The sequence below is a fragment of the Streptomyces sp. NPDC029152 genome, assembly GCF_055564355.1.
The window spans coordinates 200,589-221,762 of the sequence record NZ_JBVHWR010000006.1 but is presented as its reverse complement, the minus strand read 5'-3'; the positions used below and the strand labels follow the sequence as shown (position 1 = coordinate 221,762).

Sequence of the window (21,174 nt, the reverse complement as noted above, 5' to 3'; positions counted from 1 at the left end):
CCCTTCCCCTGCCGAGCTGCTAACCTTGTGTAACGACCGGTCGGACACGCACGCCCCACGGCGGCGGGCCCGGCCCACAAGTGGAGGCTTTCGAACTCCCACCTGACCGTCCCCCGGGACGGCGGGTCACCGGTCAGGCGGTCCCGTCCCCACGGCGGCGACCGGCCCGAAATCGCGCCCCGCGACCATCGCGGCGGTGCTCCGGTAGCAGTTCGAGGAGCCCCGCCTGTGATCGTCCGGGGCATTTTTTGTGCGCCGGCGCGGTTAGGTCTAACGAATACAGACGTTACGCGGCCGTCCGCCAGACCGCCGCGTGGTGCTACCGAGGAGGATCCATCAGCGCCGAGCCCCGCATCAACGACCGGATTCGCGTTCCCGAGGTGCGACTTGTCGGTCCCAGCGGCGAGCAGGTCGGGATTGTCCCGCTTGCCAAGGCCCTGGAGCTTGCGCAGGAGTACGACCTCGACCTCGTGGAGGTCGCGGCGAACGCCCGTCCGCCCGTGTGCAAGCTCATGGACTACGGGAAGTTCAAGTACGAGTCGGCCATGAAGGCCCGTGAGGCGCGCAAGAACCAGGCGCACACGGTCATCAAGGAGATGAAGCTCCGGCCGAAGATCGACCCGCACGACTATGACACCAAGAAGGGTCACGTCGTCCGGTTCCTCAAGCAGGGCGACAAGGTCAAGATCACGATCATGTTCCGTGGTCGCGAGCAGTCCCGGCCGGAGCTCGGCTACCGACTGCTGCAGCGTCTCGCGGAGGACGTGGCCGACCTCGGGTTCGTGGAGTCGAATCCGAAGCAGGACGGCCGCAACATGATCATGGTCCTCGGTCCGCACAAGAAGAAGACCGAGGCGATGGCCGAGGCTCGCCAGGCGCAGGAAGCCCGCAAGGCGGAGGCGAAGGCCAACCCCGGCAAGTCGCAGAACGCCGCGGACGCCGACGCCGTGAACGCCGAGGCTCCGGCCGAGGCTTCCGCCGAGGCGTGACCCCGGGGGACGCGAGTCCCCAGGACGTAACCGATACAAGAGCGACGCTCCACCGTGCCCGGTTCTCACGACCGGGCACCGGAGCGCCACGACGAGGAGATAACGGCGCTATGCCGAAGAACAAGTCGCACAGCGGTGCCAGCAAGCGCTTCAAGATCACCGGCTCCGGCAAGGTGCTCCGCGAGCGCGCCGGCAAGCGCCACCTGCTCGAGCACAAGTCGTCCCGCGTGACGCGTCGCCTCACCGGCAACGCCGAGATGGCCCCGGGCGACGCCGCGAAGATCAAGAAGCTTCTCGGCAAGTGACGTACGGGCGCCACTGAGCGCCGTACGGCAGGACCGGGACCCAATCGATACCGGGCCGCGTGAGGACAACCGCGGCCCCGCTACAAGGAGTTAACAAGTGGCACGCGTCAAGCGGGCAGTCAACGCCCACAAGAAGCGCCGGGCGATCCTCGAGCAGGCCTCCGGCTACCGCGGTCAGCGTTCGCGCCTGTACCGCAAGGCCAAGGAGCAGGTCACCCACTCGCTGGTCTACAACTACAACGACCGCAAGAAGCGCAAGGGTGACTTCCGCCAGCTGTGGATCCAGCGCATCAACGCCGCTGCCCGCGCCAACGGCATCACGTACAACCGCTTCATCCAGGGTCTGAAGGCCGCCAACGTCGAGGTGGACCGCAAGATCCTCGCCGAGCTGGCCGTCAACGACGCCGGTGCGTTCGCCGCGCTGGTCGAGGTCGCCCAGAAGGCGCTGCCGAGCGACGTCAACGCGCCGAAGGCCGCGTGACGCTGCGCCGGCTCTGAGCCGACGTCGAAGGACCCGCAGGCTTCCAGCCTGCGGGTCCTTCGATTGCCGCCCGGGCCGTCGTTCGGCCGCGGGTTTCGTCGTGGCCGGTCGCGCAGTTCCCCGCGCCCCTGAGGGGCGCGTTGTCGTCCGCGTCGATCCAACTGTGAAGGTGAGCAGAGAGTGCGTCCCGCCTCCCCCGAGCTGATCTCCCCCCGTTCCCCCCGTGTCGCCGCCGCGCGGCGGCTGGCGAAGCGGAACTTCCGGGGGAAGGAGCGGCTGTTCCTGGCCGAGGGACCGCAGGCGGTGCGGGAGGCCGCCGTGCACGGGGGCACCCTGGTCGAGGTGTTCGCCACCGTCGAGGCCGCCGAGCGGTACGCCGACATCATCGGCGCCGCCCGCGACACCGGCGCGCGGGTGCACCTCGCCGCCGAAGCGGTGATCGAGGACGTCTCCACCACCGTCACCCCCCAGGGCCTGGTCGGGGTCTGCCGCTTCGTGGACACCCCCTTCGACGACGTCCTCGCCGCCCGCCCCAAGCTCGTCGCCGTCCTCGCCCACGTCCGCGACCCCGGCAACGCGGGCACCGTGCTGCGCTGCGCCGACGCCGCCGGCGCCGAGGCCGTCGTCCTCACCGACGCCTCCGTCGACCTGTACAACCCCAAGGCCGTGCGCGCCTCCGTCGGCTCCCTGTTCCACCTGCCGGTCGCCGTCGGCGTCCCCGTCGAGCGGGCCGTGGCCGGGTTGCGCGACGCCGGCGTACGGGTCCTGGCCGCCGACGGCGCGGGCGAGGACGACCTGGACGCCGAGCTGGACGCCGGCACCATGGGCGGGCCCACGGCCTGGGTCTTCGGCAACGAGGCCTGGGGGCTGCCGGAGGAGACCCGCGCCCTCGCCGACGCCGTCGTGCGCGTCCCGATCCACGGGAAGGCCGAGAGTCTGAACCTCGCCACCGCCGCCGCCGTATGTCTCTACGCGTCCGCGCGTGCACAGCGCGCCGCCGGAGGGTGCCGCTCCGTCACCGAGAGCTAGTAGGGTGACCAGCTCGGGGACCCCCAGACCGGCTGAGAGGTGGGGTACGGGGATATGAGCGTCGGCACGGGCAGCGCACCGGGAGCACACCGGACGGGGCGTCCTCCCGCGCCGCGCCGGCCCGAGGACCCCGCCGGCCTAGGCGTCGGCCCCGACGAACTGCCCGACGGCCTCGTCGTCGCGGACGAGCACGGGCGGGTGATCTGCTTCAACGCGGCCGCGGCCCGCATCACCGCCGTCCCCGCGGCCGACGCCCTCGGGCAGCGGCTCGACGAGGCCCTGCCGCTGGAGGACCTCGACGGCCGCCGCTGGTGGCAGCTGACCGACCCCTACGGCGGGCTCGCCATCCGCGTCGGCCAGCCCGAGCGCAACCTGCTGCTCCCCGGCGGCCGTGAGGTCCTCGTCTCCGCCCGCTACGTCCGCGCCGGACGCACCGGCCCCGTCCACCGCGTCGTCGTCACCCTGCGCGACACCGAGGCCCGCCGCCGCACCGAGCGCAGCCACGCCGAGCTGATCGCCACCGTCGCCCACGAACTGCGCTCCCCGCTCACCTCCGTCAAGGGCTTCACGGCGACGCTGCTGGCCAAGTGGGAGCGGTTCACCGACGACCAGAAGCGGCTGATGCTGGAGACCGTCGACGCCGACGCCGACCGGGTCACCCGGCTCATCGCCGAACTGCTGGACATCTCGCGGATCGACTCGGGCCGGCTGGAGGTGCGCCGCCAGCCCGTCGACATCGGTGCCGCCGTCGGCCGCCACATCCAGGCCTACGTCGCCGCCGGGCAGCCGGCCGACCGCTTCCTGCTCCGCCTCGGCCGGCCGCTGCCCGCCCTGTGGGCCGACCCCGACAAGATCGACCAGGTGCTCAGCAACCTCATCGAAAATGCGGTGCGGCACGGCGAGGGAACCGTCACCATCGACATCACGCCCGCGGCGTCCCCCCGCGAAGAGGAGGACGCCGGCACGTCGGTCACGGTGAGCGACGAGGGGCCCGGCATCCCGGAGGAGTCCATGAACCGCGTCTTCACCCGCTTCTGGCGGGGCAGCAAGCGCGGTGGCACCGGCCTCGGGCTCTACATCGTCAAGGGCATCGTCGAGGCCCACGGCGGCACCATCACGGTCGGCCGCGCCCCCGGCGGCGGCGCCGAGTTCCGATTTACGTTGCCCGTGGCGGCTCCCGCGTATCTCACCTGAGACGGCCCGGGACCCCCACGGGCGCATCCGCCCTTCTCCACCCCGTTAGACTCGGCCTTTGGCACCTTTGTGTCCCGCAGACGGAGACGCCCAGAGCGAGACGCTTCGTCCACGAGCCGGTGACGGGGACCATCAGCCAGCCAATCGGAAGCACGGGAAGAGATGTCGGCACCGAATAAGTCGTACGACCCTGTCGAGGTCGAGGCGTTGAAACCGGAAGAGATCGAGCGCATGCGGGACGAGGCGCTCGCCGCCTTCGCCGCCGCGGACTCCCTCGACGCGCTCCAGGAGGCCAAGGTCGCCCACACCGGCGGCACCTCCCCGCTGTCGCTGGCCAACCGCGAGATCGGCGCCCTGCCCCCGCACGCCAAGGCCGAGGCCGGCAAGCGCGTCGGCATGGCCCGCGGCGCCGTGAACAAGGCGCTGGCCGCCCGCCAGGAGGAGCTGGAGGCCGAGCGCGACGCGCGCGTGCTGGTCGAGGAGGCCGTGGACGTCACGCTGCCCCACGACCGCGTACCGGCCGGCGCCCGCCACCCGCTCACCACGCTCTCCGAGCGCATCGAGGACATCTTCGTGGCCATGGGCTACGAGGTCGCCGAGGGCCCCGAGGCCGAGGCCGAGTGGTTCAACTTCGACGCCCTGAACATCGGCCCGGACCACCCGGCCCGCGGCGAGGCCGACACGTTCTTCGTCGAGGGCCCGAAGGGCGGCACCGGGTCCGGCGTCGTGCTGCGCACCCACACCTCGCCCGTGCAGATCCGCTCCGCGCTCACCCGTGAGCTGCCGGTCTACGTGATCTGCCCCGGCCGCGTGTACCGCACCGACGAGCTGGACGCCACGCACACCCCCGTCTTCCACCAGGTCGAGCTGCTCGCCATCGACGAGGGCCTGACCATGGCGGACCTCAAGGGCACCCTGGACCACATGGTCCAGTCACTGTTCGGGGCGGAGATGAAGACCCGGCTGCGGCCGAACTTCTTCCCCTTCACCGAGCCGTCCGCCGAGATGGACATGCTCTGCTACGTCTGCAAGGGCGCGTCCGTCGGCAACCCCGACCGGCCCTGCCGCACCTGCTCCAGCGAAGGCTGGATCGAGCTCGGCGGCTGCGGCATGGTCAACCCGCGGGTGCTCGTCGCCTGCGGCGTCGACCCGGAGAAGTACAGCGGCTTCGCCTTCGGGTTCGGCATCGAGCGGATGCTGATGTTCCGCCACAACGTCGAGGACATGCGAGACATGGTCGAGGGTGACGTCCGGTTCACCCGGCCGTTCGGGATGGAGATCTGATGCGGGTCCCGCTTTCCTGGCTGCGGGAGTACGTCGACCTGCCGGCCACCGAGACCGGCCGCGACGTGCAGGCCAAGCTGATTTCGGCCGGCCTCGAGGTCGAGACCGTCGAGCACCTGGGCGCCGACCTCAAGGGCCCCCTCGTCGTCGGCCAGGTGCTGACCATCGAGGAGCTGGAGGGCTTCAAAAAGCCGATCCGCTTCTGCACCGTCGACGTCGGGCAGGCCAACGGCACCGGCGAGCCCCAGGAGATCGTCTGCGGCGCCCGCAACTTCGCCGTCGGCGACAAGGTCGTCGTGGTCCTCCCCGGCGCCACCCTGCCGGGCGGCTTCTCGATCTCCGCGCGCAAGACGTACGGCAAGACGTCCCACGGCATGATCTGCTCCAGCGACGAACTGGGCATGGGCGACGACGGCACGCACGGCATCATCGTGCTGCCGCCGGAGACCGAGGTCGGCAAGGACGCCATCGAGCTGCTGGAGCTGGTCGACGAGGTCCTGGACATCGCCGTCACCGCCAACCGCGGCGACTGCCTGTCCATCCGCGGCGTCGCCCGCGAGACCGCCATCGCCTACGGCCTGCCGCTGCGCGACCCGGCCCTCCTCGACGTGCCCGGGCCGAACGCCTACGGCTACCCCGTGAAGATCGCCGACCCCACGGGCTGCGACCGCTTCACCGCCCGCACGGTCACCGGCCTCAGCCCCGAGGCGCGCTCCCCGATCTGGCTCCAGCGGCGTCTGCAGAAGGTCGGCATGCGCCCGATCTCGCTCGCCGTCGACGTCACCAACTACGTGATGATGGAGCTGGGCCAGCCCCTGCACGCCTACGACCGGAGCCTGGTCCAGGGCACCATCGGCGTGCGCCGGGCCGAGGAGGGCGAGAAGATCGTCACCCTCGACGGCGTCGAGCGGACGCTGCACGCCGAGGACCTGGTCATCACCGACGACCGCGGTCCGATCGGCCTCGCCGGCGTCATGGGCGGCGCCGACACGGAGATCGCCGACCACGGCGCCGCCGAGAACGGGGGCACCGCGACGAGTGACGTGGTCATCGAGGCCGCCCACTTCGACCAGGTCGCCATCGCGCGCACCGCCCGCCGCCACAAGTTGTCCTCCGAGGCGTCCCGCCGCTTCGAGCGCGGCGTCGACCCGCAGGCCGCGGCCGCCGCCGCCCAGCGCACCGTCGACCTGCTCGTGCTCCTCGCGGGCGGCACCGCCGAGGCCGGCGTCACCGAGATCAGCGCGCCCTCCGCGCCGCGCACCATCGCCATGCCCGCCGACCACCCGGACAAGGTGGCGGGCGTGACGTACGGCCGTGAGACCGTCGTACGCCGCCTCCAGGAGGTCGGCTGCGACGTGTACGGGCAGGACGAGCTGATCGTCACCGCCCCGTCCTGGCGGCCCGACCTCACCGACCCGAACGACCTGGCCGAAGAGGTCATCCGCCTGGAGGGCTACGAGAACCTGCCCTCCACGCTGCCCCGTCCCCCGGCGGGCCGCGGCCTGACCGCCCGGCAGCGGCTGCACCGCCGCGTCGGCCGGGCGCTGGCCGGTGCCGGTTACGTCGAGGCGCCGAACTACCCGTTCGTCAGCGAGCAGGTCTTCGACCAGCTCGGTCTGGACGCCGAGGACCCGGCCCGCCGCGTGGTCAAGCTGGTCAACCCGCTCAGCGACGAGGAGCCCGCGCTGCGGACCTCGCTGCTGCCGGGCCTGCTCGGCGCGCTGCGCCGCAACGACGGCCGGGGCAGCCACGACCTCGCCCTCTTCGAGACGGGCCTGGTCTTCCAGCCGCGCGACGAGCAGCGTGTCGCCGTCGACCTGCCCGTCGACCGGCGCCCCGGCGAGGAGGACCTCGCCGCGCTGGACGCCGCGCTGCCCGACCAGCCCCGGCACGTCGCCGTCGTCCTCACGGGCGCCCGCGAGCAGGCCGGCTGGTGGGGCCCGGGCCGCCCGGCCGACTGGGCCGACGCGGTCGAGGCCGCCCGCACCGTCGCCCGCGAGGCCGGGGCCGGACTGGGCATCCGCAAGGGCCAGTACGGTCCCTGGCACCCGGGCCGCTGCGCCGAGCTGTTCGTCACCGTGGACGGCGAGGAGCGCGTCATCGGCCACGCCGGCGAACTGCACCCGCGGGTCGTGAAGACCCTGGGTCTGCCCGCGCGCACCTGCGCGATGGAGCTGGACCTCGACGCCCTGGAGCGGGTCGGCGACGACACCCCGCAGGCGCCGGGCATCTCCACGTTCCCGGTCGCCACGCAGGACGTCGCCCTGGTCGTCGACGCGTTCGTCCCGGCCGGCGAGGTCGAGGCCGCACTGCGCGAGGGCGCGGGCGAACTGCTGGAGTCCATCCGGCTGTTCGACGTCTACGACAACGCCGAGCAGCTCGGCGAGGGCCGCAAGTCCCTCGCGTACGCGCTGCGCTTTCGCGCGGGGGACCGGACGCTGACGGTCGACGAGGCCTCCGCGGCCCGCGACGCGGCGGTGGCCCTCGCGGGCGAGCGGGTCGGAGCGGTGCTGCGCAGCTAGCGGTGCGCCCGAGGGGCGGGGGGCTTCTGCCGGCCGGCGGCTGACCGCGCAGTTCCCCGCGCCCCTCCTCGGCGTGACTGCGACGCCCCTCAGGAGGCCCGCGCCTCTCGACGGGCGCCGCGCGGACGGACTCGAGGGGCGCGGGGAACCGCGCGAGCGAACACGACGCACCCGCGGACGACAACGCACCGCGATCCTCCACGTAACCGGCGGAGCCAGTCGCACCGCCGGGCCGGCGGAGCCGTCCGCCCCGCCACGGAATGTCGGGCAGGCAGCCGGGCGGACGGCGTGGAACGGGCCGCCGAACTTGTACGAGGGGGAGCCGGCGGCCCGGCCGGCCTCTTTCGAGGCAGTTCAGTCAACCGGCCCGGGGACTTCCCGCGACAGCGCGCGCACGGCGCGGGTTCGCGTACTCCGTTCACACCCCGTGTGAAGGCCGACGCACTACGCTGTCGGCACCGAATCACCCGGGGGGCATCATGCAGCCCAACACCCTGCTCGACGCGATCCTGGACGAGGCGGGGGTCTCGCACGCGGGACTGGCCGCCCACGTCAACCAGGCGGGACGGACGCGCGGGCTCTCGCTGCGGTACGAACACACCGCGGTCGCCCGGTGGCTGAAGGGACAGCGGCCGCGCGGCCAGGTACCCGACCTGATCTGCGAGGTGCTCGCGGCCCGGCTGCACCGGCCCGTCACCCTCGACGACATCGGCCTCGGCGTGTCCGGCGAGCCGGCCGCCCCGCACACCGGGTCGCTGTCCGGGTTCGTGGAGCGGGCGACCGCCCTGTGGCGCTCCGACCAGCAGCAGCGCCCGCACATCCTGGGCGCGCCCGCCCTCACCGGCACGCCCGCCGTGATGCCGGTGTGGGAGTGGGAGAACCCGCCCGAGGACGTCGACGTCTCCCGCGGCGGCCGGCACCGGGTCACCGCGGCCGACCTGGAGACATTGCGCTCGGCCCGCACCCACTACGAGCAGATGTACCGCAAGGCCGGCGGCATCGCGACGCGCGCCCGGATCGTCGGCTTCCTCAACGCGGAGGCCGCCCCGCTGCTGCGCGGCGGCTACACCGACGCCACCGGCCGCCAGCTCCACCGGGCCACCGGCGGCCTGGTCGCGGTCGCCGGCATCTGCGCGTACGACTCCGACGCGCACGGCCTCGCCCAGCGCTACTTCCACCAGGCGCTCCGCCTCGCGAAGGCCAGCGGCGACCGGGGGCTCGGCGCGTACGTCATCGCGCTGCTGGTCAACCAGGCGCTGTTCCTGCGGGAGTACCGCCAGGCCGTCGCCTTCGCCGAGGCGGCCCTGCGCACCGCGGGCCGGCACATCACCCCGGCGCTCGCCTCCGACCTGTACGCGATGCAGGCCAAGGCGTACGCGCACCTCGGCGACGGCACCGGCGCCCTGTCCTGCATCCGCCGGGCCGAACAGGCCGCCGAACGCATCCGGCGCGGCTACGAACCCGACGAGACCGGCTATGTCCAGCCCGGCCTGGTCAACGTCCAGGTGGCCGAGGCGCTGCTCAGCCTCGGCGACCTCGCGGCGGCCGGGGAGCACGCCGCGGAGGCCGTCGACAGCCCGGCGCACGACCGGGGCCGCGTGCACCGGCTCGCCATGCTCAGCACGATCGAACTGCGCCGGGGCAACGCCGACAAGGCGGTCGCCACCGCCGTGCAGATGGCGGAACAGGCCCGCGGGATGGAGTCCCAGCGCCTGCGCGACAGACTGCGCGCGGTGCGCGAGCACCTGGTGCGCAGCGGGTGCGCCGGCACGGCCGAGGCCGCCGAACTCATCGACGGGGCACTGCGCGTACCGCTCTAGCCCGCCCGCCCTCCCGGGGTGCTGCGCCCGCCGCTGCGCCGTGAGCGGTTGCCGTGCGCCTGCTGCCGGGCTGCTCCGGCTGCGATATTGCCACCTACTCAAGAAAGGTGGCAGAACCGTGCAGTGGACGAAACAGAACGAACAAAACGTGTACGCAAATCGCTGGTTCAGCGTCAATCTCGCCGATGTCGAACTACCGGACGGCCGGCACCTCGACCACTTCCTCATACGGATGCGCCCCGTGGCCGTCGCCACGATCGTCAACGAGGCGAACGAGGTCCTCCTGCTGTGGCGGCACCGGTTCATCACCGACAGCTGGGGCTGGGAACTCGCGGCCGGCGTCGTCGAGGACGGCGAGGACGTCGCGGTGGCGGCGGCCAGGGAACTGGAGGAGGAGACCGGCTGGCGGCCGGGACCGCTGCGCCACCTCATGAGCGTGGAGCCGTCCAACGGGCTCACCGACGCCCGGCACCACATCTACTGGGCCGACGAGGGCGAGTACGCCGGACACCCCGTGGACGACTTCGAGTCGGACCGCCGGGAATGGGTGCCCCTCAAACTCGTCCCCGACCTGGTCGCCCGCGGAGAGGTCCCGGCCGCCAACATGGCGGCCGCGTTACTCCTGCTGCACCACCTGCGGCCCGGACAGGACGCCCTGCAGTGAACTCCGGCGCCGTCCGTGCCCCGCCGCGCCGCTCAGCGTCCGAACGCCTGCCAGAGGGCCACCACGAGCGCGCCCACGGCCGTGACCGCGGTGACCGCCGGCAGCGGCCAGCGGGCGTGTTCCAGGGTCACGAGCCGGGTGCTCAGCTCGTCCAGGTCCTTGGCGGTCTCCTCGGTGCGATGGCTGAGCAGCGCCAGCCCGCCCTCCACGCGGGCGTAGGCGACATCGAGGCGGCGCCGTAACTCTGCGAGTTCTCCAGGGACGGCGGGGTGCTCGGGATCGGCGGTCACGAATCCGCTCCTTTCGTGGTCGAACGGGGGTCGAATCACATCCTTGCAATGCGCATGATGAGTCAACTCGCCTGGTGGGCGCGTGGGGAGAGTGTGTGTACGGCATATGCGTGCCCGGCGCGCACACGGGGTGCGAACGCCGCGGGCCCGGCACCGCACCGGGTGCCGGGCCCGCGAAGCGGTCACTCGGCGTGGTCGACGACAGAGGGCGACCGGTGCCCGGTACGGCCGTGTGAGAAAACCCCCGGCGATCACTGTTCCGCCGTCGCGTCATCCGGGCTACAGTGTGCTGCCCGCTCGAACATGGGGCCCCGGCCCAGCGCCGAGCGCGGTGAAGACCCCATGCCCCAGGCGGTGTCGGCCACCCCCGGCCGACGGCTCGGGGCCGGGTGAGAGTATGCAGGGGAGCAGCCCGGCCCGTGAGCGATCGGCAACTCCCCGCATGAGGCGTGCCGTGACGCCGTCACCGGGGAAACCAGTCCGAAGGCGTCCCCGCCTCGTGGCCCCGCACGGTCCGGCAGCCAACACCCGCGGTCGAGGTCGTCGACCGTGGCACTGCGGGTTGTCATCTTGCCGTGCGACACCGTCCTGGAGAACTGAGTGCGAATAAGGAAATCCGCCGAGCAGAAGGCGGCCGGTGCTCGCCGGGCCCCTCGTGACCCCCAGGGGCGCGGCGGTCGGATCTTCGTCCTGGACGGGCTGAGGCTCTGCGCGGCGCTGATGGTCGTCCTCTACCACTACGTCGCCTTCGGCGTGGGCTGGGAAGGCTCACAGGCTCGGCTCTTCCCGGTCATCTTCCGGCCGTCCGCCTACGGATGGCTCGGCGTCGAACTGTTCTTCATGATCAGCGGCTTCGTCATCTGCATGAGCTCGTGGGGGCGGAGCCTCTCCCACTTCTTCACCTCCCGTGTGATCCGGCTCTACCCCGCCTACTGGCTCGGGATCATCGTGACCACTGCCGTGGTCTTCCTCATGCCCGGCGGTATCGCGCCGCTGCCGTGGCGTGACGTGCTGGTCAACATGACCATGCTGCAGCGGCCCATGGGCATCAAGGACGTGGAGGGGGTCTACTGGACCCTCTGGGCGGAACTGCGTTTCTATCTGCTGTTCGCCCTCGTGGTGTGGCGCGGCGTCACCTACCGGCGGGTGGTCGTCTTCTGCTGTGTCTGGGCGACCGCCGCCGCGGTGGCGACACGGAGCGAAGCCAGTCCGTTCAGCGATCTGATGATGGCGCAGGACTGCTGGTACTTCATCGCGGGGCTGGCCTTCTACCTGATGTACCGCTTCGGGCAGAACCTGCTGCTGTGGGGCATGATCGCCTTCTGCTTCGCCATGGGCAACTACACCGCGATGCCGACGTGGCGCAGGACCCTTGAGCATGTCGGGCACAACATCCCCAGCTGGGGCGTACCGGTCGTGCTCACGGTGTTCTTCGTGCTGATGGCGGGCGTGGCCCTGAACTGGTTCCGCCGGATCACCTGGCGCTGGCTGCCCACCGCCGGCGCGCTCACCTATCCGCTGTACCTCCTCCACGAGTCCATCGGCTGGGAAGTGTTCCGCCGCTTCCAGTACGACGTCGACCACTGGGCTCTGCTCGGTGTGACGGTGGCGGGCATGCTCCTGCTCTCGTACCTGGTGCACAAGTGGGTGGAGAAGCCGGTCTCCAAACGGCTCAAGGTCGCCTTGGTCGCCGCCTTCGCCCAGATCCGGGCGGAGGGGGACGCGAAGCCCCAGCAGACGTCCGCTCAGGGCGGACCGGTACCGCAGGGGTTCGGCCCCGCGAACTCCGGACCGTTCGTCCCGGCCGCCGATGCCACCGGGCTCCAGGCCACGGCGGCCCACTACGGTCCGGCCGACCGTCGGTGACCTGAGTCGCGGATGCCCCGAGGCGAAGCACCGCCTCACGAGACGAAGTGGCCCCGCCCTCCTGAGAGGGCGGGGCCACTTCGTCGCATGCGCCGCGTCAGCCGTACGTGTAGAACCCCGAGCCGGTCTTGCGGCCGAGCCGGCCCGCGTCGACCATGCGCTGGAGCAGCGGGGGAGCGGCGTACAGCGGCTCCTTGTACTCCTCGTACATCGAGTAGGCGACCGAGGCGACCGTGTCCAGGCCGATCAGGTCGGACAGCTTGAGCGGGCCCATCGGGTGGGCGCAGCCCATCTCCATGCCGTTGTCGATGTCCTCGCGGCTGGCGATGCCCGACTCGAACATCCGGATCGCGGACAGCAGGTACGGGATCAGCAGCGCGTTGACCACGAAGCCGGAGCGGTCCTGGGCGCGGATGGAGTGCTTGCCCAGCACCTTCTCCGTGAAGAGCTGCGCCCGGCTGAGCGTGCCCTCGGAGGTGGTGAGGGCCGGGATCAGCTCCACGAGCTGCTGCACCGGGGCCGGGTTGAAGAAGTGGATGCCGACGACGTGGTCCGGCCGCGAGGTGGCGACCGCCAGCTTCACCAGCGGGATCGAGGAGGTGTTGGAGGCCAGGATCGCGTCCGGCCGGGTCACGACCTGGTCGAGCACCTGGAAGATCTCGGTCTTGACCTGCTCGTTCTCGACGACGGCCTCGATCACCAGGTCACGGTCGGCGAACTCGCCCAGGTCGGTGGTGAAGCTCAGGCGCGCCTGCGTCGCCTCCAGCTCCTCCTCGGTGATCTTGCCGCGCTCCGCGGCCTTGGTGAGGGAGTTGAACAGCCGGGTCCGGCCGATCTCCAGGGCCTCGCCGGTGGTCTCGGCGACCTTCACCTCCAGGCCGGAGCGGGCGCACACCTCGGCGATGCCCGCCCCCATCTGACCGCAGCCCACCACGCCGACGCGTGCGATATCTCCCGAGATGCCGGTCACATCGTCCCTTTCGCTGACTCCACGGCTGAGGCAGGCCCACCGGGGTCCCCGGCGCCTGCTCCGATCGTGCACGTTACCCCCGAAGTGCCGCGGATCCGTCGCCCGGGTCGTGCATGCTGAGGTTCCGTGCACGATCCGTGACGGACTGGAAGCGCAGCGTTGTGGAGGTCTTCCATGGGCCGTGTCTCGCGTCGGGCCTTCGCGGTGGCCGCGTTGTCGGCGCTCGCCCTGGCGCCCGCGCCCGCGTCCGCCGCGCCGGCGGCGCCCGCGCCACCGGCGCCACCGGGACGGCCCGGGCGCGTCCGCCGCGCCGCGACGGAGATGCGGGGCATGTGGCTGGCCACGGTGAACAACCGCGACTGGCCCACCCGGGCCGGTCTGCGGGCGTCCGAGCAGCGGGCCGAACTCGTCGAGCACCTCGACACGGCCGTCCGCCACGGCCTGAACACGGTGATCTTCCAGGTGCGGCCCACGGCCGACGCGCTGTGGCCGTCGGCGTACGAGCCGTGGTCGCAGTACCTGTCCGGCAGCCAGGGCAGGGACCCGGGCTGGGACCCGCTGGGCACGGCCGTGCGGGAGGCCCACGCCCGCGGGCTGGAGCTGCACGCCTGGTTCAACCCGTACCGGGTCGCCCTGCACGACGACCCGTCCCGCCTCGTGCCCGCGCACCCGGCCCGCCGGAACCCCGGCTGGGTGGTGCCGTACGGCGGCAAGCTCTACTACGACCCGGGTCTGCCCGAGGTCCGCGCCTTCGTGCAGGACGCGATGATGGACGCGGTGGAGAAGTACGCCGTGGACGGCGTCCACTTCGACGACTACTTCTACCCGTACCCGGTGGCGGGCCGGGCCTTCGACGACGACGGGACGTACCGCGCCCACGGCGGCGGCTTCTCCACCAGGGCCGCCTGGCGGCGGGACAACATCGACCGGCTGGTGCGCGAGACGGCGGCCCGCGTCAAGGAGGTCCGGCCCACCGCGCGCTTCGGGGTCAGCCCCTTCGGGGTGTGGCGCAACGCGGCCACCGACGAGCGCGGCTCGCGGACGACCGCGGGCGTCCAGACCTACGACGACCTGTACGCGGACACCCGCACGTGGGTGCGCGAGGGCTGGATCGACTACGTCGTCCCGCAGCTGTACTGGAACATCGGCCTGCCCGCCGCCGACTACGCGAAGCTGCTGTCGTGGTGGGCGGAGGTGGCCCGGGGCAGCCGGACGCGGCTGTACGTGGGCGAGGCGCTGTACAAGGCCGGTGACCCGGCGCAGCCCGCCGCGTGGCAGGACCGGGAGGAACTCTCCCGGCACCTCGCGCTGGCCGCGGACCACCCGGAGGTGCGCGGGCACGTCTTCTTCGCCGCGAAGGACGTCATGGACGACCGGATCGGGGCGATGGCGCGGGTGGCCGCCGACCACTACCAGCAGCCCGCGGACACCCCGCGCTGAGCTAGATCCGCATCTCCCTGTGCCGGATCTCGGTGTCGGGGCCGGGCGAGCACACGCCTTCGTGCCCGTCCTCGAACCGGACCCGGTACGGCGGAGTGCCTTCCTTGCCCATCACTTCCACTATCTCGCCGACCTTGTCGTGCTCACCGACCACCCGGCCGTGCTGCACCAGCTGGTCGCCCTTCATCGCGTGCATCTGTGAGGCCTCCTCACGTGTGTGCCGCACGTGTCTGCCGCTCAGCCCCGTGATCGCTGCGTGACCGCGATGCACACCAGCACGGCGGCCGCCGTCAGCGGGGCGGCCACCGTCAGGTGTTCGCCCAGGAGAAGTACCGACCACACCAGTGTGAGCAGCGGCTGGGCCAGCTGCAACTGGCTGGCCTTCGGCACGCCGATGGCCGCCATGCCCCGGTACCAGACGACCAGGCCGAGGAACTGCGAGCCCGCCGCCACCCACAGCAGCCCGGCCACGCCGTGCGCGGTCAGGCGCACGGGCTCGTGCGCGAGGGCCAGCGCGGTGGCGGGCACGGTGAGCGGCAGGCACAGCACCAGCGCCCAGCCGATGACCTGCCAGCCCGGCATCACCCGGGCCAGCCGGCCGCCCTCGGTGTAGCCGGCCGCGCACACCAGCAGCGCGCCGAAGAGGTAGGCGTCGGCCGTGGTCAGGGCGCCGCCGCTCTGCTGCACGGTGAACGCCACCACGGCCGCCGCACCCGCCAGCGCCGCGGTCCAGAAGGTGCGCGAGGGACGGGTGCCGGTGCGCAGCGCGGACAGCAGCGCGGTGGTCAGCGGGAGCAGGCCGACCACGACGGCCGCGTGCGCGGTGGTCGAGGTCCGCAGCGCGAGCGTGGTCAGCAGGGGGAAGCCGAGGACCACTCCCGCGGCGACCACGGCGAGGCCGGGCCAGTGCCGCCGCCCGGGCGGCGGCACGCGCAGCGCGAGCAGACAGCCCCCGGCGATCAGCGCGGCGAGGACGCTGCGCACGGCCACCAGCGACCAGGGGCCGAAGCCCTCCAGCCCCCAGGCGGTGGCGGGGAAGGTGAGCGAGAACGCGACGACGCCGAGCGCCGCCGCCAGGGTGCCGGAGGACGTCCCGCCGGATGCCGTGGCCGGACCGCCGACCGCTATCCTCGGCGACGTAGTAGCGCTACTCTGTACTCTCATGCAAGAGCGTAGCAGCGTCGCTGAACTGGCGGAACGCCTGCGAAGGGAGCTCGACCGCTACTCCCCAGGTGGAAAGCTCCCCTCCAGTCGTGCCCTCGTCGACCGCTTCCGGGTGAGCCCGGTGACCGTCTCCCGGGCCCTGGCTCAACTGGCCGCCGAGGGCCTGGTGGTGACCCGGCCCGGCGCGGGGGCCTTCCGGGCGCCCTCGCGGCCCGGCACCGCTCCGGCCGGGGACACCTCCTGGCAGGAGGTCGCGCTCAGTGCCGACGGCGCGGCCGACCTCGTGCCGCGCTCGGTGGACGCCTCCGGCGTCCTGGTCTCGCTGGCCGCTCCGCCGCCCGGTGTCGTCGAGTTCAACGGCGGCTACCTGCACCCCTCGCTCCAGCCGGAGCGGGCCATGGCGGCGGCGCTGTCCCGGGCCGGCCGCCGCCCCGGCGCGTGGGGCCGCCCGCCGATGGAGGGACTGCCGGAACTGCGGGAGTGGTTCGCCCGCAGCATCGGCGGCGCGGTCACGGCCGCCGAGGTCCTCGTCACCTCGGGCGGACAGTCGGCGCTCACCACCGCCCTGCGCGCCCTCGCCCCGCCCGGCGCGCCCGTCCTGGTGGAGTCGCCGACGTACCCCGGCATGCTGGCCATCGCGCGGGCCGCCGGCCTGCGCCCGGTACCGGTCCCCGTCGACGCGGACGGCGTGAGGCCGGCCCTGCTCGCCGACGCCTTCCGGGCGACCGGCGCCCGCGTCTTCGTCTGCCAGCCCCTCTTCCAGAACCCGACCGGCGCCGTGCTCGCCCCCGGGCGGCGCGGCGAGGTGCTGCGCATCGCCCGCGAGGCCGGCGCCTTCGTCGTCGAGGACGACTTCGTACGGCGGCTCGTGCACGAGGACGCGGGGCCCCTGCCGCGTCCGCTGGCCGCCGACGACCCGGACGGCGTCGTCGTGCACGTCTGCTCGCTGACCAAGGCGACCTCGCCGAGCTTCCGGGTGAGCGCCCTGGCCGCGCGCGGCCCCGTGCTGGAGCGGCTGCGGGCCATCCAGGTCGTCGACACCTTCTTCGTGCCCCGTCCCCTCCAGGAGGCGGCGCTCGAACTCGTCGGCTCGCCCGCCTGGCCGCGCCATCTGCGCGCCGTCGCCGCCGAGCTGAAGGCCCGCCGCGACGCGATGACGTCCGCGCTGCGCCTGCGCCTGCCCGAGTTCGCCCTGGCCCACGTCCCGTCCGGCGGCTACCACCTGTGGCCGCGCCTGCCCGACGGCACGGGGGAGGCGGCCCTCACCGCGGCCGCCCTGCGCGCGGGCGTCGCGGTCACGCCGGGCCGCCCCTACTTCAGCGCCGAACCCCCGGCCGCCCATCTGCGGCTGAGCTTCGCCGCGGTGGCCGGGACGGGCGAGATCGCGGAAGGGGTACGGAGGCTGAGCACGGCCTGGGCCGAAGTGCGCGAGCAGGCCGGGGCGCGCGGATAACCGGTCGACGCGGTCCGTGTGCCGCTGCGATCATCCCGGCATGACCGACGCGCCGCGCCTGCCCGAGGGGTACGAGATCTCCACCGACCCGGACCGGATCGACGCCGGGCGCGTGCACCGGTGGCTGTCCACCGACGCGTACTGGGCGCTCGGCCGGACCCGCGAGAAGCAGGAGCGGGCCATCGCCGGCTCGCTCAACTTCGGGGTGTACGAGGCGGCGTCGGGGGAGCAGGTGGCGTACGCCCGCGTCATCACCGACCGGGCGACCTTCGCCTGGCTGTGCGACGTGTACGTCGACCCCTCGGTGCGCGGCAAGGCCCTCGGCACCGCCCTGGTCGGCGCGGTGCGCGAGCACCTGAGGCCGTACGGGCTGCGCCGCATCCTGCTCGCCACGCACGACGCGCACGGCGTCTACGAGAAGCTCGGCTTCACCGTGCTGGACCGTCCCGACCAGTGGATGACGTTCGCCTTCGGCCGGTGAGGCGCCAAAGCGGGAGCCGGCGGCGGTGGACGCCCGGCTCGCCGGCCCGCAGGGCGGGGAGACGCCGCCCGCCCTCGTCGTCCGCGCCGGCGGCCGGCCGGCCGTCACCCGCGTGAACGACCCCGTGGGTCAACGCACCCGGCCCTCGCGCGTGTAGTCGGTGGTCAGCAGCAGGTCCTTGGCCGGGCCGCCCACGCGCCACACCGTCCGCCAGCGGTCCGGGCCCCGGACGGTGAACTCGCCGCGGTAGAGGTCGGCCGCGCAGGGGTGGTCGGCCACGTGACGGCCCGACGTCAGGTCCAGGTCGTGGAAGGGCCGGCCGTCCGCGAAGCGCACGCGGGCCGTGCCCGGCGCGCCGCCCGGCTCGTAGCGCAGCGTCCGCTCGGCGGGACGGGCCACGCCCCGCCAGGTGAAGGCGCCGGACTCGTGACCGCGCAGACCGCCGTTCCCGCACGTCTCGAACACGGTCGTCCCCTCGAAGCGGCCGGTGTCGCCGCTCGCGAGGTCCCGCACCGACCGCTCCGTGCGCCACCGCCCCGCCAGGTACGCCAGTACGTCCGGTACCGGCCAGAACTCGCCCATCCCGTGCTGCTCCCCGTCCCACGCATTGCTGCGCGACCCATTGACGCGCTTGCGTCCCCTCCCTATGTTGCCGTTCGAAGTGCTGACCATTGACCGATATCTCGAACATTCCCTAGTGAGAGCCGCGGAGTATCCATGTCACGCACCCGCCTGAGACTCGGTCTCGGCGCCACCGCCCTCCTGACCGCCACGGCCCTGCTGCCGTCCCCCGCCCACGCGGAAGCCGTCACCGACTACACGATCACCGTCGACCCGGCCGCCCCCGGTGCCACGATCGACGACACGATGTACGGCGTCTTCTACGAGGACATCAACCGCGCCGCCGACGGGGGCCTGTACGCCGAGCTGGTCCAGAACCGTTCCTTCGAGTACTCCACCGCCGACAACGGCTCGTACACGCCGCTCACCGCCTGGTCGGCCGACGGCGCGGCCGAGGTGGTGGACGACGAGGGCAGGCTGAACGAGCGCAACCGCAACTACCTCTCCCTGGCCGCCGGTTCGTCGGTCACCAATTCCGGCTACAACACCGGCGTCCGCGTCGAGAAGGGCAAGACGTACGACTTCTCGGTGTGGGCCCGCGCCGAGAGCGGCACCACCCTCACCGTCTCCCTCCGGGACAGCGCGGGCACGCTGGCCAAGGTGCGCCAGGTGGCGGTCAGGGGGAAATGGCGCAAGTACACCGCCACCTTCACCGCGACCCGCACCAGCAACCGCGGCCGCCTCGCCGTCACCACCACCGCACCCGCCGCCCTCGACATGGTGTCCCTCTTCCCCCGCGACACCTACAAGGGACAGCCCAACGGTCTGCGCAAGGACCTCGCCGAGAAGATCGAGGCCCTGCGCCCGGGCTTCCTGCGCTTCCCCGGCGGCTGCCTGGTCAACACCGGCTCCATGGAGGACTACAGCGCCGCCTCCGGCTGGCAGCGCAAGCGCTCCTACCAGTGGAAGGACACCATCGGGCCGGTCGAGGAGCGCGCCACCAACGCCAACTTCTGGGGCTACAACCAGAGCTACGGCCTCGGCTACTACGAGTACTTCCGCTTCGCCGAGGACATCGGCGCCATGCCGCTGCCCGTCGTGCCCGCCCTGGTCACCGGCTGCGGCCAGAACAAGGCCGTCGACGACGAGGCGCTGCTGAAACGGCACATCCAGGACACCCTGGACCTCATCGAGTTCGCCAACGGGCCCGTGACCTCCCCCTGGGGCAAGAAGCGCGCCGAGATGGGCCACCCCAAGCCCTTCCACCTCACCCACCTCGAGGTCGGCAACGAGGAGAACCTCCCCGAGGAGTTCTTCGCCCGCTTCGAGAAGTTCCGCGCCGCCGTCGAGGCGGAGCACCCCGACGTCACCGTCGTCTCCAACTCCGGTCCCGACGACTCCGGCTCCACCTTCGACACCGCCTGGCAGCTCAACCGCGACGCCGGCGTCGACATGGTCGACGAGCACTACTACAACAGCCCCGAGTGGTTCCTGCAGAACAACGACCGCTACGACTCGTACGACAGGAAGGGCCCGAAGGTCTTCCTCGGCGAGTACGCCTCCCAGGGCAACACCTGGAAGAACGCCCTCTCCGAAGCCGCGTTCATGACCGGCCTGGAGCGCAACGCCGACGTCGTCAAGCTCGCCTCCTACGCCCCGCTGCTCGCCAACGAGGACTACGTGCAGTGGCGCCCGGACCTGATCTGGTTCAACAACCGCGCCTCCTGGAACTCGGCCAACTACGAGGTCCAGAAGCTGTTCATGAACAACACCGGCGACCGCGTCGTCCCCTCGGCGGCCACCGGCACACCGGCCGTCAGCGGCCCCATCACCGGTGCCGTCGGCCTGTCGACCTGGGCGACCAGCGCGGCCTACGACGACGTGAAGGTCACCTCCGCCGACGGCGGGACCCTGCTGTCCGACGACTTCTCCGGCGACGCCTCGCAGTGGAAGCACGGCGGCGCCGGGAACTGGACCCTCCAGGACGGCCAGTACGTCCAGACCGACGCCGCCGCCGAGAACACCCTGGTCACGGCGGGCGACCCGGCCTGGCAGAACTACGACCTGCACGTGAAGGCCACCAAGAAGTCCGGCAAGGAGGGCTTCCTCGTCGCCTTCGGCGTCAAGGACACCGGCACCTACTACTGGTGGAACCTGGGCGGCTGGAACAACACCCGGTCCGCCGTCGAGAAGGCCTCGGGCGGCGGCAAGTCGACGCTCCTGTCGAAGGCCGGGTCGATCGAGACGGGCCGCGCCTACGACATCGACATCAGGGTGCGGGGCCGCCAGGTCACCCTCTACCTCGACGGCAGGGAGTGGGGAAGCTTCACCGACGACAAGCCGGCCGAGCCGTTCCGTCAGATCGTCACGGAGGACACGCGGACCGGCGAGCTGATCGTCAAGGTCGTCAACGCCCAGGACGCGGCGGCCCGCACGGCCGTCGACCTCGGCGGCGCCAAGGTCGCCGCCAGGGCACGGGTCACCACCCTGGCGGCCGACCAGGACGCGGTGAACACCGAGACGGACACCCCGGTGACCCCGGTGACGTCGACCTTCTCGGGGGTGTCGGGCAGGTTCACCTACACCTTCCCGGCGAATTCGGTGACGTTCCTGCGGATCAAGCAGCGGTGACCCCGGGGCTCCGGGCCGCGCGGTCACCCC

At 72.3% G+C, this 21,174-nt stretch carries 19 protein-coding genes; 14 read left to right on the top strand and 5 right to left on the bottom strand.

Going from position 1 to position 21,174, the window contains the following annotated elements; genetic code table 11:
- Window positions 1–335 precede the first annotated feature (335 nt).
- The 9 genes from infC to ACZ4V6_RS15220 all read left to right on the top strand — a co-directional run bounded on the left by infC (window position 336) and on the right by ACZ4V6_RS15220 (window position 10,288).
- Window positions 336–989: a translation initiation factor IF-3 gene (gene infC / locus ACZ4V6_RS15260; RefSeq protein ID WP_077800758.1), complete on the top strand. Its 654-nt coding sequence runs from the start codon at window positions 336–338 to the stop codon at window positions 987–989.
- Window positions 990–1,099: 110 nt separating this feature from the next.
- Window positions 1,100–1,294 (top strand): 50S ribosomal protein L35, encoded by a 195-nt coding sequence (rpmI, locus tag ACZ4V6_RS15255; protein WP_003977225.1) that lies wholly within the window; start codon window positions 1,100–1,102, stop codon window positions 1,292–1,294.
- A 97-nt stretch (window positions 1,295–1,391) separates the two neighbouring features.
- Window positions 1,392–1,775: a 50S ribosomal protein L20 gene (rplT, locus tag ACZ4V6_RS15250; RefSeq protein ID WP_004002577.1), complete on the top strand. Its 384-nt coding sequence runs from the start codon at window positions 1,392–1,394 to the stop codon at window positions 1,773–1,775.
- 180 nt (window positions 1,776–1,955) lie between these two features.
- Window positions 1,956–2,804, top strand: coding sequence for a TrmH family RNA methyltransferase (locus ACZ4V6_RS15245; RefSeq protein WP_467826924.1), 849 nt, complete (start codon window positions 1,956–1,958; stop codon window positions 2,802–2,804).
- A 54-nt stretch (window positions 2,805–2,858) separates the two neighbouring features.
- Window positions 2,859–3,998 carry a sensor histidine kinase gene (locus tag ACZ4V6_RS15240; RefSeq protein WP_467826921.1) on the top strand — a complete coding sequence of 380 codons (1,140 nt, stop codon included), beginning with the start codon at window positions 2,859–2,861 and terminating at the stop codon, window positions 3,996–3,998.
- Between the two features lie 162 nt (window positions 3,999–4,160).
- Window positions 4,161–5,282 carry a phenylalanine--tRNA ligase subunit alpha gene (gene pheS, locus ACZ4V6_RS15235; RefSeq protein WP_467826919.1) on the top strand — a complete coding sequence of 374 codons (1,122 nt, stop codon included), beginning with the start codon at window positions 4,161–4,163 and terminating at the stop codon, window positions 5,280–5,282.
- Entirely contained in the window at window positions 5,282–7,804 is a 2,523-nt protein-coding gene (gene pheT / locus ACZ4V6_RS15230; RefSeq protein ID WP_467826917.1) for a phenylalanine--tRNA ligase subunit beta, read from the top strand. Before pheS ends, pheT begins: the two co-directional genes overlap by 1 nt.
- Before the next feature lie 479 nt (window positions 7,805–8,283).
- Complete coding sequence (locus ACZ4V6_RS15225; RefSeq protein ID WP_467826915.1) at window positions 8,284–9,624, top strand: transcriptional regulator; 1,341 nt, start codon at window positions 8,284–8,286, stop codon at window positions 9,622–9,624.
- A gap of 118 nt (window positions 9,625–9,742) precedes the next feature.
- The gene (locus tag ACZ4V6_RS15220; RefSeq protein WP_467826912.1) at window positions 9,743–10,288 is read left to right on the top strand and encodes an NUDIX hydrolase; all 546 of its coding nucleotides are present in this window, start codon (window positions 9,743–9,745) and stop codon (window positions 10,286–10,288) included.
- Window positions 10,289–10,320: 32 nt separating this feature from the next.
- Here the strand turns inward: ACZ4V6_RS15220 and ACZ4V6_RS15215 are convergent, their stop codons facing one another.
- On the bottom strand, window positions 10,321–10,578 hold the full coding sequence (locus ACZ4V6_RS15215; protein WP_189230550.1) for a hypothetical protein: 258 nt from the start codon (window positions 10,576–10,578) through the stop codon (window positions 10,321–10,323).
- Window positions 10,579–11,178: 600 nt separating this feature from the next.
- On the opposite strand from ACZ4V6_RS15215, the gene ACZ4V6_RS15210 reads away from it, so the two are divergent.
- The gene (locus tag ACZ4V6_RS15210) at window positions 11,179–12,444 is read left to right on the top strand and encodes an acyltransferase family protein (RefSeq protein WP_467826909.1); all 1,266 of its coding nucleotides are present in this window, start codon (window positions 11,179–11,181) and stop codon (window positions 12,442–12,444) included.
- A gap of 97 nt (window positions 12,445–12,541) precedes the next feature.
- Here the strand turns inward: ACZ4V6_RS15210 and ACZ4V6_RS15205 are convergent, their stop codons facing one another.
- Complete coding sequence (locus tag ACZ4V6_RS15205) at window positions 12,542–13,414, bottom strand: 3-hydroxybutyryl-CoA dehydrogenase (RefSeq protein WP_467826908.1); 873 nt, start codon at window positions 13,412–13,414, stop codon at window positions 12,542–12,544.
- Window positions 13,415–13,588: 174 nt separating this feature from the next.
- Between ACZ4V6_RS15205 and ACZ4V6_RS15200 the strand changes: the two genes are divergently transcribed.
- Window positions 13,589–14,854, top strand: coding sequence for a glycoside hydrolase family 10-like protein (locus ACZ4V6_RS15200; protein WP_467826905.1), 1,266 nt, complete (start codon window positions 13,589–13,591; stop codon window positions 14,852–14,854).
- Between the two features lies 1 nt (window position 14,855).
- Here ACZ4V6_RS15200 and ACZ4V6_RS15195 read toward each other — a convergent pair whose 3' ends face one another.
- Entirely contained in the window at window positions 14,856–15,050 is a 195-nt protein-coding gene (locus tag ACZ4V6_RS15195) for a DUF1918 domain-containing protein (RefSeq protein ID WP_189230552.1), read from the bottom strand.
- A 41-nt stretch (window positions 15,051–15,091) separates the two neighbouring features.
- Window positions 15,092–16,018, bottom strand: coding sequence for a DMT family transporter (locus ACZ4V6_RS15190; protein ID WP_467826902.1), 927 nt, complete (start codon window positions 16,016–16,018; stop codon window positions 15,092–15,094).
- Between ACZ4V6_RS15190 and ACZ4V6_RS15185 the strand changes: the two genes are divergently transcribed.
- Both ACZ4V6_RS15185 and ACZ4V6_RS15180 read left to right on the top strand, forming a co-directional pair.
- Window positions 16,017–17,471 (top strand): aminotransferase-like domain-containing protein, encoded by a 1,455-nt coding sequence (locus tag ACZ4V6_RS15185; RefSeq protein WP_467826899.1) that lies wholly within the window; start codon window positions 16,017–16,019, stop codon window positions 17,469–17,471. The two genes, ACZ4V6_RS15190 and ACZ4V6_RS15185, sit on opposite strands and share 2 nt — an antisense overlap.
- 40 nt (window positions 17,472–17,511) lie before the next feature.
- A complete protein-coding gene (locus ACZ4V6_RS15180; RefSeq protein ID WP_467826897.1) occupies window positions 17,512–17,952 on the top strand; it encodes a GNAT family N-acetyltransferase in 441 nt (146 codons plus the stop codon).
- 129 nt (window positions 17,953–18,081) lie between these two features.
- Here the strand turns inward: ACZ4V6_RS15180 and ACZ4V6_RS15175 are convergent, their stop codons facing one another.
- Window positions 18,082–18,534 (bottom strand): DUF6314 family protein, encoded by a 453-nt coding sequence (locus tag ACZ4V6_RS15175; RefSeq protein WP_467826894.1) that lies wholly within the window; start codon window positions 18,532–18,534, stop codon window positions 18,082–18,084.
- A 135-nt stretch (window positions 18,535–18,669) separates the two neighbouring features.
- Here ACZ4V6_RS15175 and ACZ4V6_RS15170 point away from each other — a divergent pair, with 135 nt between their 5' ends.
- A complete protein-coding gene (locus tag ACZ4V6_RS15170) occupies window positions 18,670–21,144 on the top strand; it encodes an alpha-L-arabinofuranosidase C-terminal domain-containing protein (RefSeq protein WP_467826891.1) in 2,475 nt (824 codons plus the stop codon).
- Window positions 21,145–21,174: the final 30 nt, after the last annotated feature.

Bases quoted from the DNA above. Each gene is read 5' to 3' on its own strand.
- ACZ4V6_RS15240 (WP_467826921.1), top strand. From the start codon at position 2,859: ATGAGCGTCGGCACGGGCAGCGCACCGGGAGCACACCGGACGGGGCGT.
- rpmI (WP_003977225.1), top strand. From the start codon at position 1,100: ATGCCGAAGAACAAGTCGCACAGCGGTGCCAGCAAGCGCTTCAAGATC.
- ACZ4V6_RS15180 (WP_467826897.1), top strand. From the start codon at position 17,512: ATGACCGACGCGCCGCGCCTGCCCGAGGGGTACGAGATCTCCACCGAC.
- ACZ4V6_RS15185 (WP_467826899.1), top strand. From the start codon at position 16,017: ATGCAAGAGCGTAGCAGCGTCGCTGAACTGGCGGAACGCCTGCGAAGG.
- ACZ4V6_RS15200 (WP_467826905.1), top strand. From the start codon at position 13,589: ATGGGCCGTGTCTCGCGTCGGGCCTTCGCGGTGGCCGCGTTGTCGGCG.
- ACZ4V6_RS15175 (WP_467826894.1), bottom strand. From the start codon at position 18,534: ATGGGCGAGTTCTGGCCGGTACCGGACGTACTGGCGTACCTGGCGGGG.
- pheT (WP_467826917.1), top strand. From the start codon at position 5,282: ATGCGGGTCCCGCTTTCCTGGCTGCGGGAGTACGTCGACCTGCCGGCC.
- ACZ4V6_RS15190 (WP_467826902.1), bottom strand. From the start codon at position 16,018: ATGAGAGTACAGAGTAGCGCTACTACGTCGCCGAGGATAGCGGTCGGC.
- pheS (WP_467826919.1), top strand. From the start codon at position 4,161: ATGTCGGCACCGAATAAGTCGTACGACCCTGTCGAGGTCGAGGCGTTG.
- ACZ4V6_RS15225 (WP_467826915.1), top strand. From the start codon at position 8,284: ATGCAGCCCAACACCCTGCTCGACGCGATCCTGGACGAGGCGGGGGTC.
- ACZ4V6_RS15195 (WP_189230552.1), bottom strand. From the start codon at position 15,050: ATGCACGCGATGAAGGGCGACCAGCTGGTGCAGCACGGCCGGGTGGTC.
- ACZ4V6_RS15170 (WP_467826891.1), top strand. From the start codon at position 18,670: ATGTCACGCACCCGCCTGAGACTCGGTCTCGGCGCCACCGCCCTCCTG.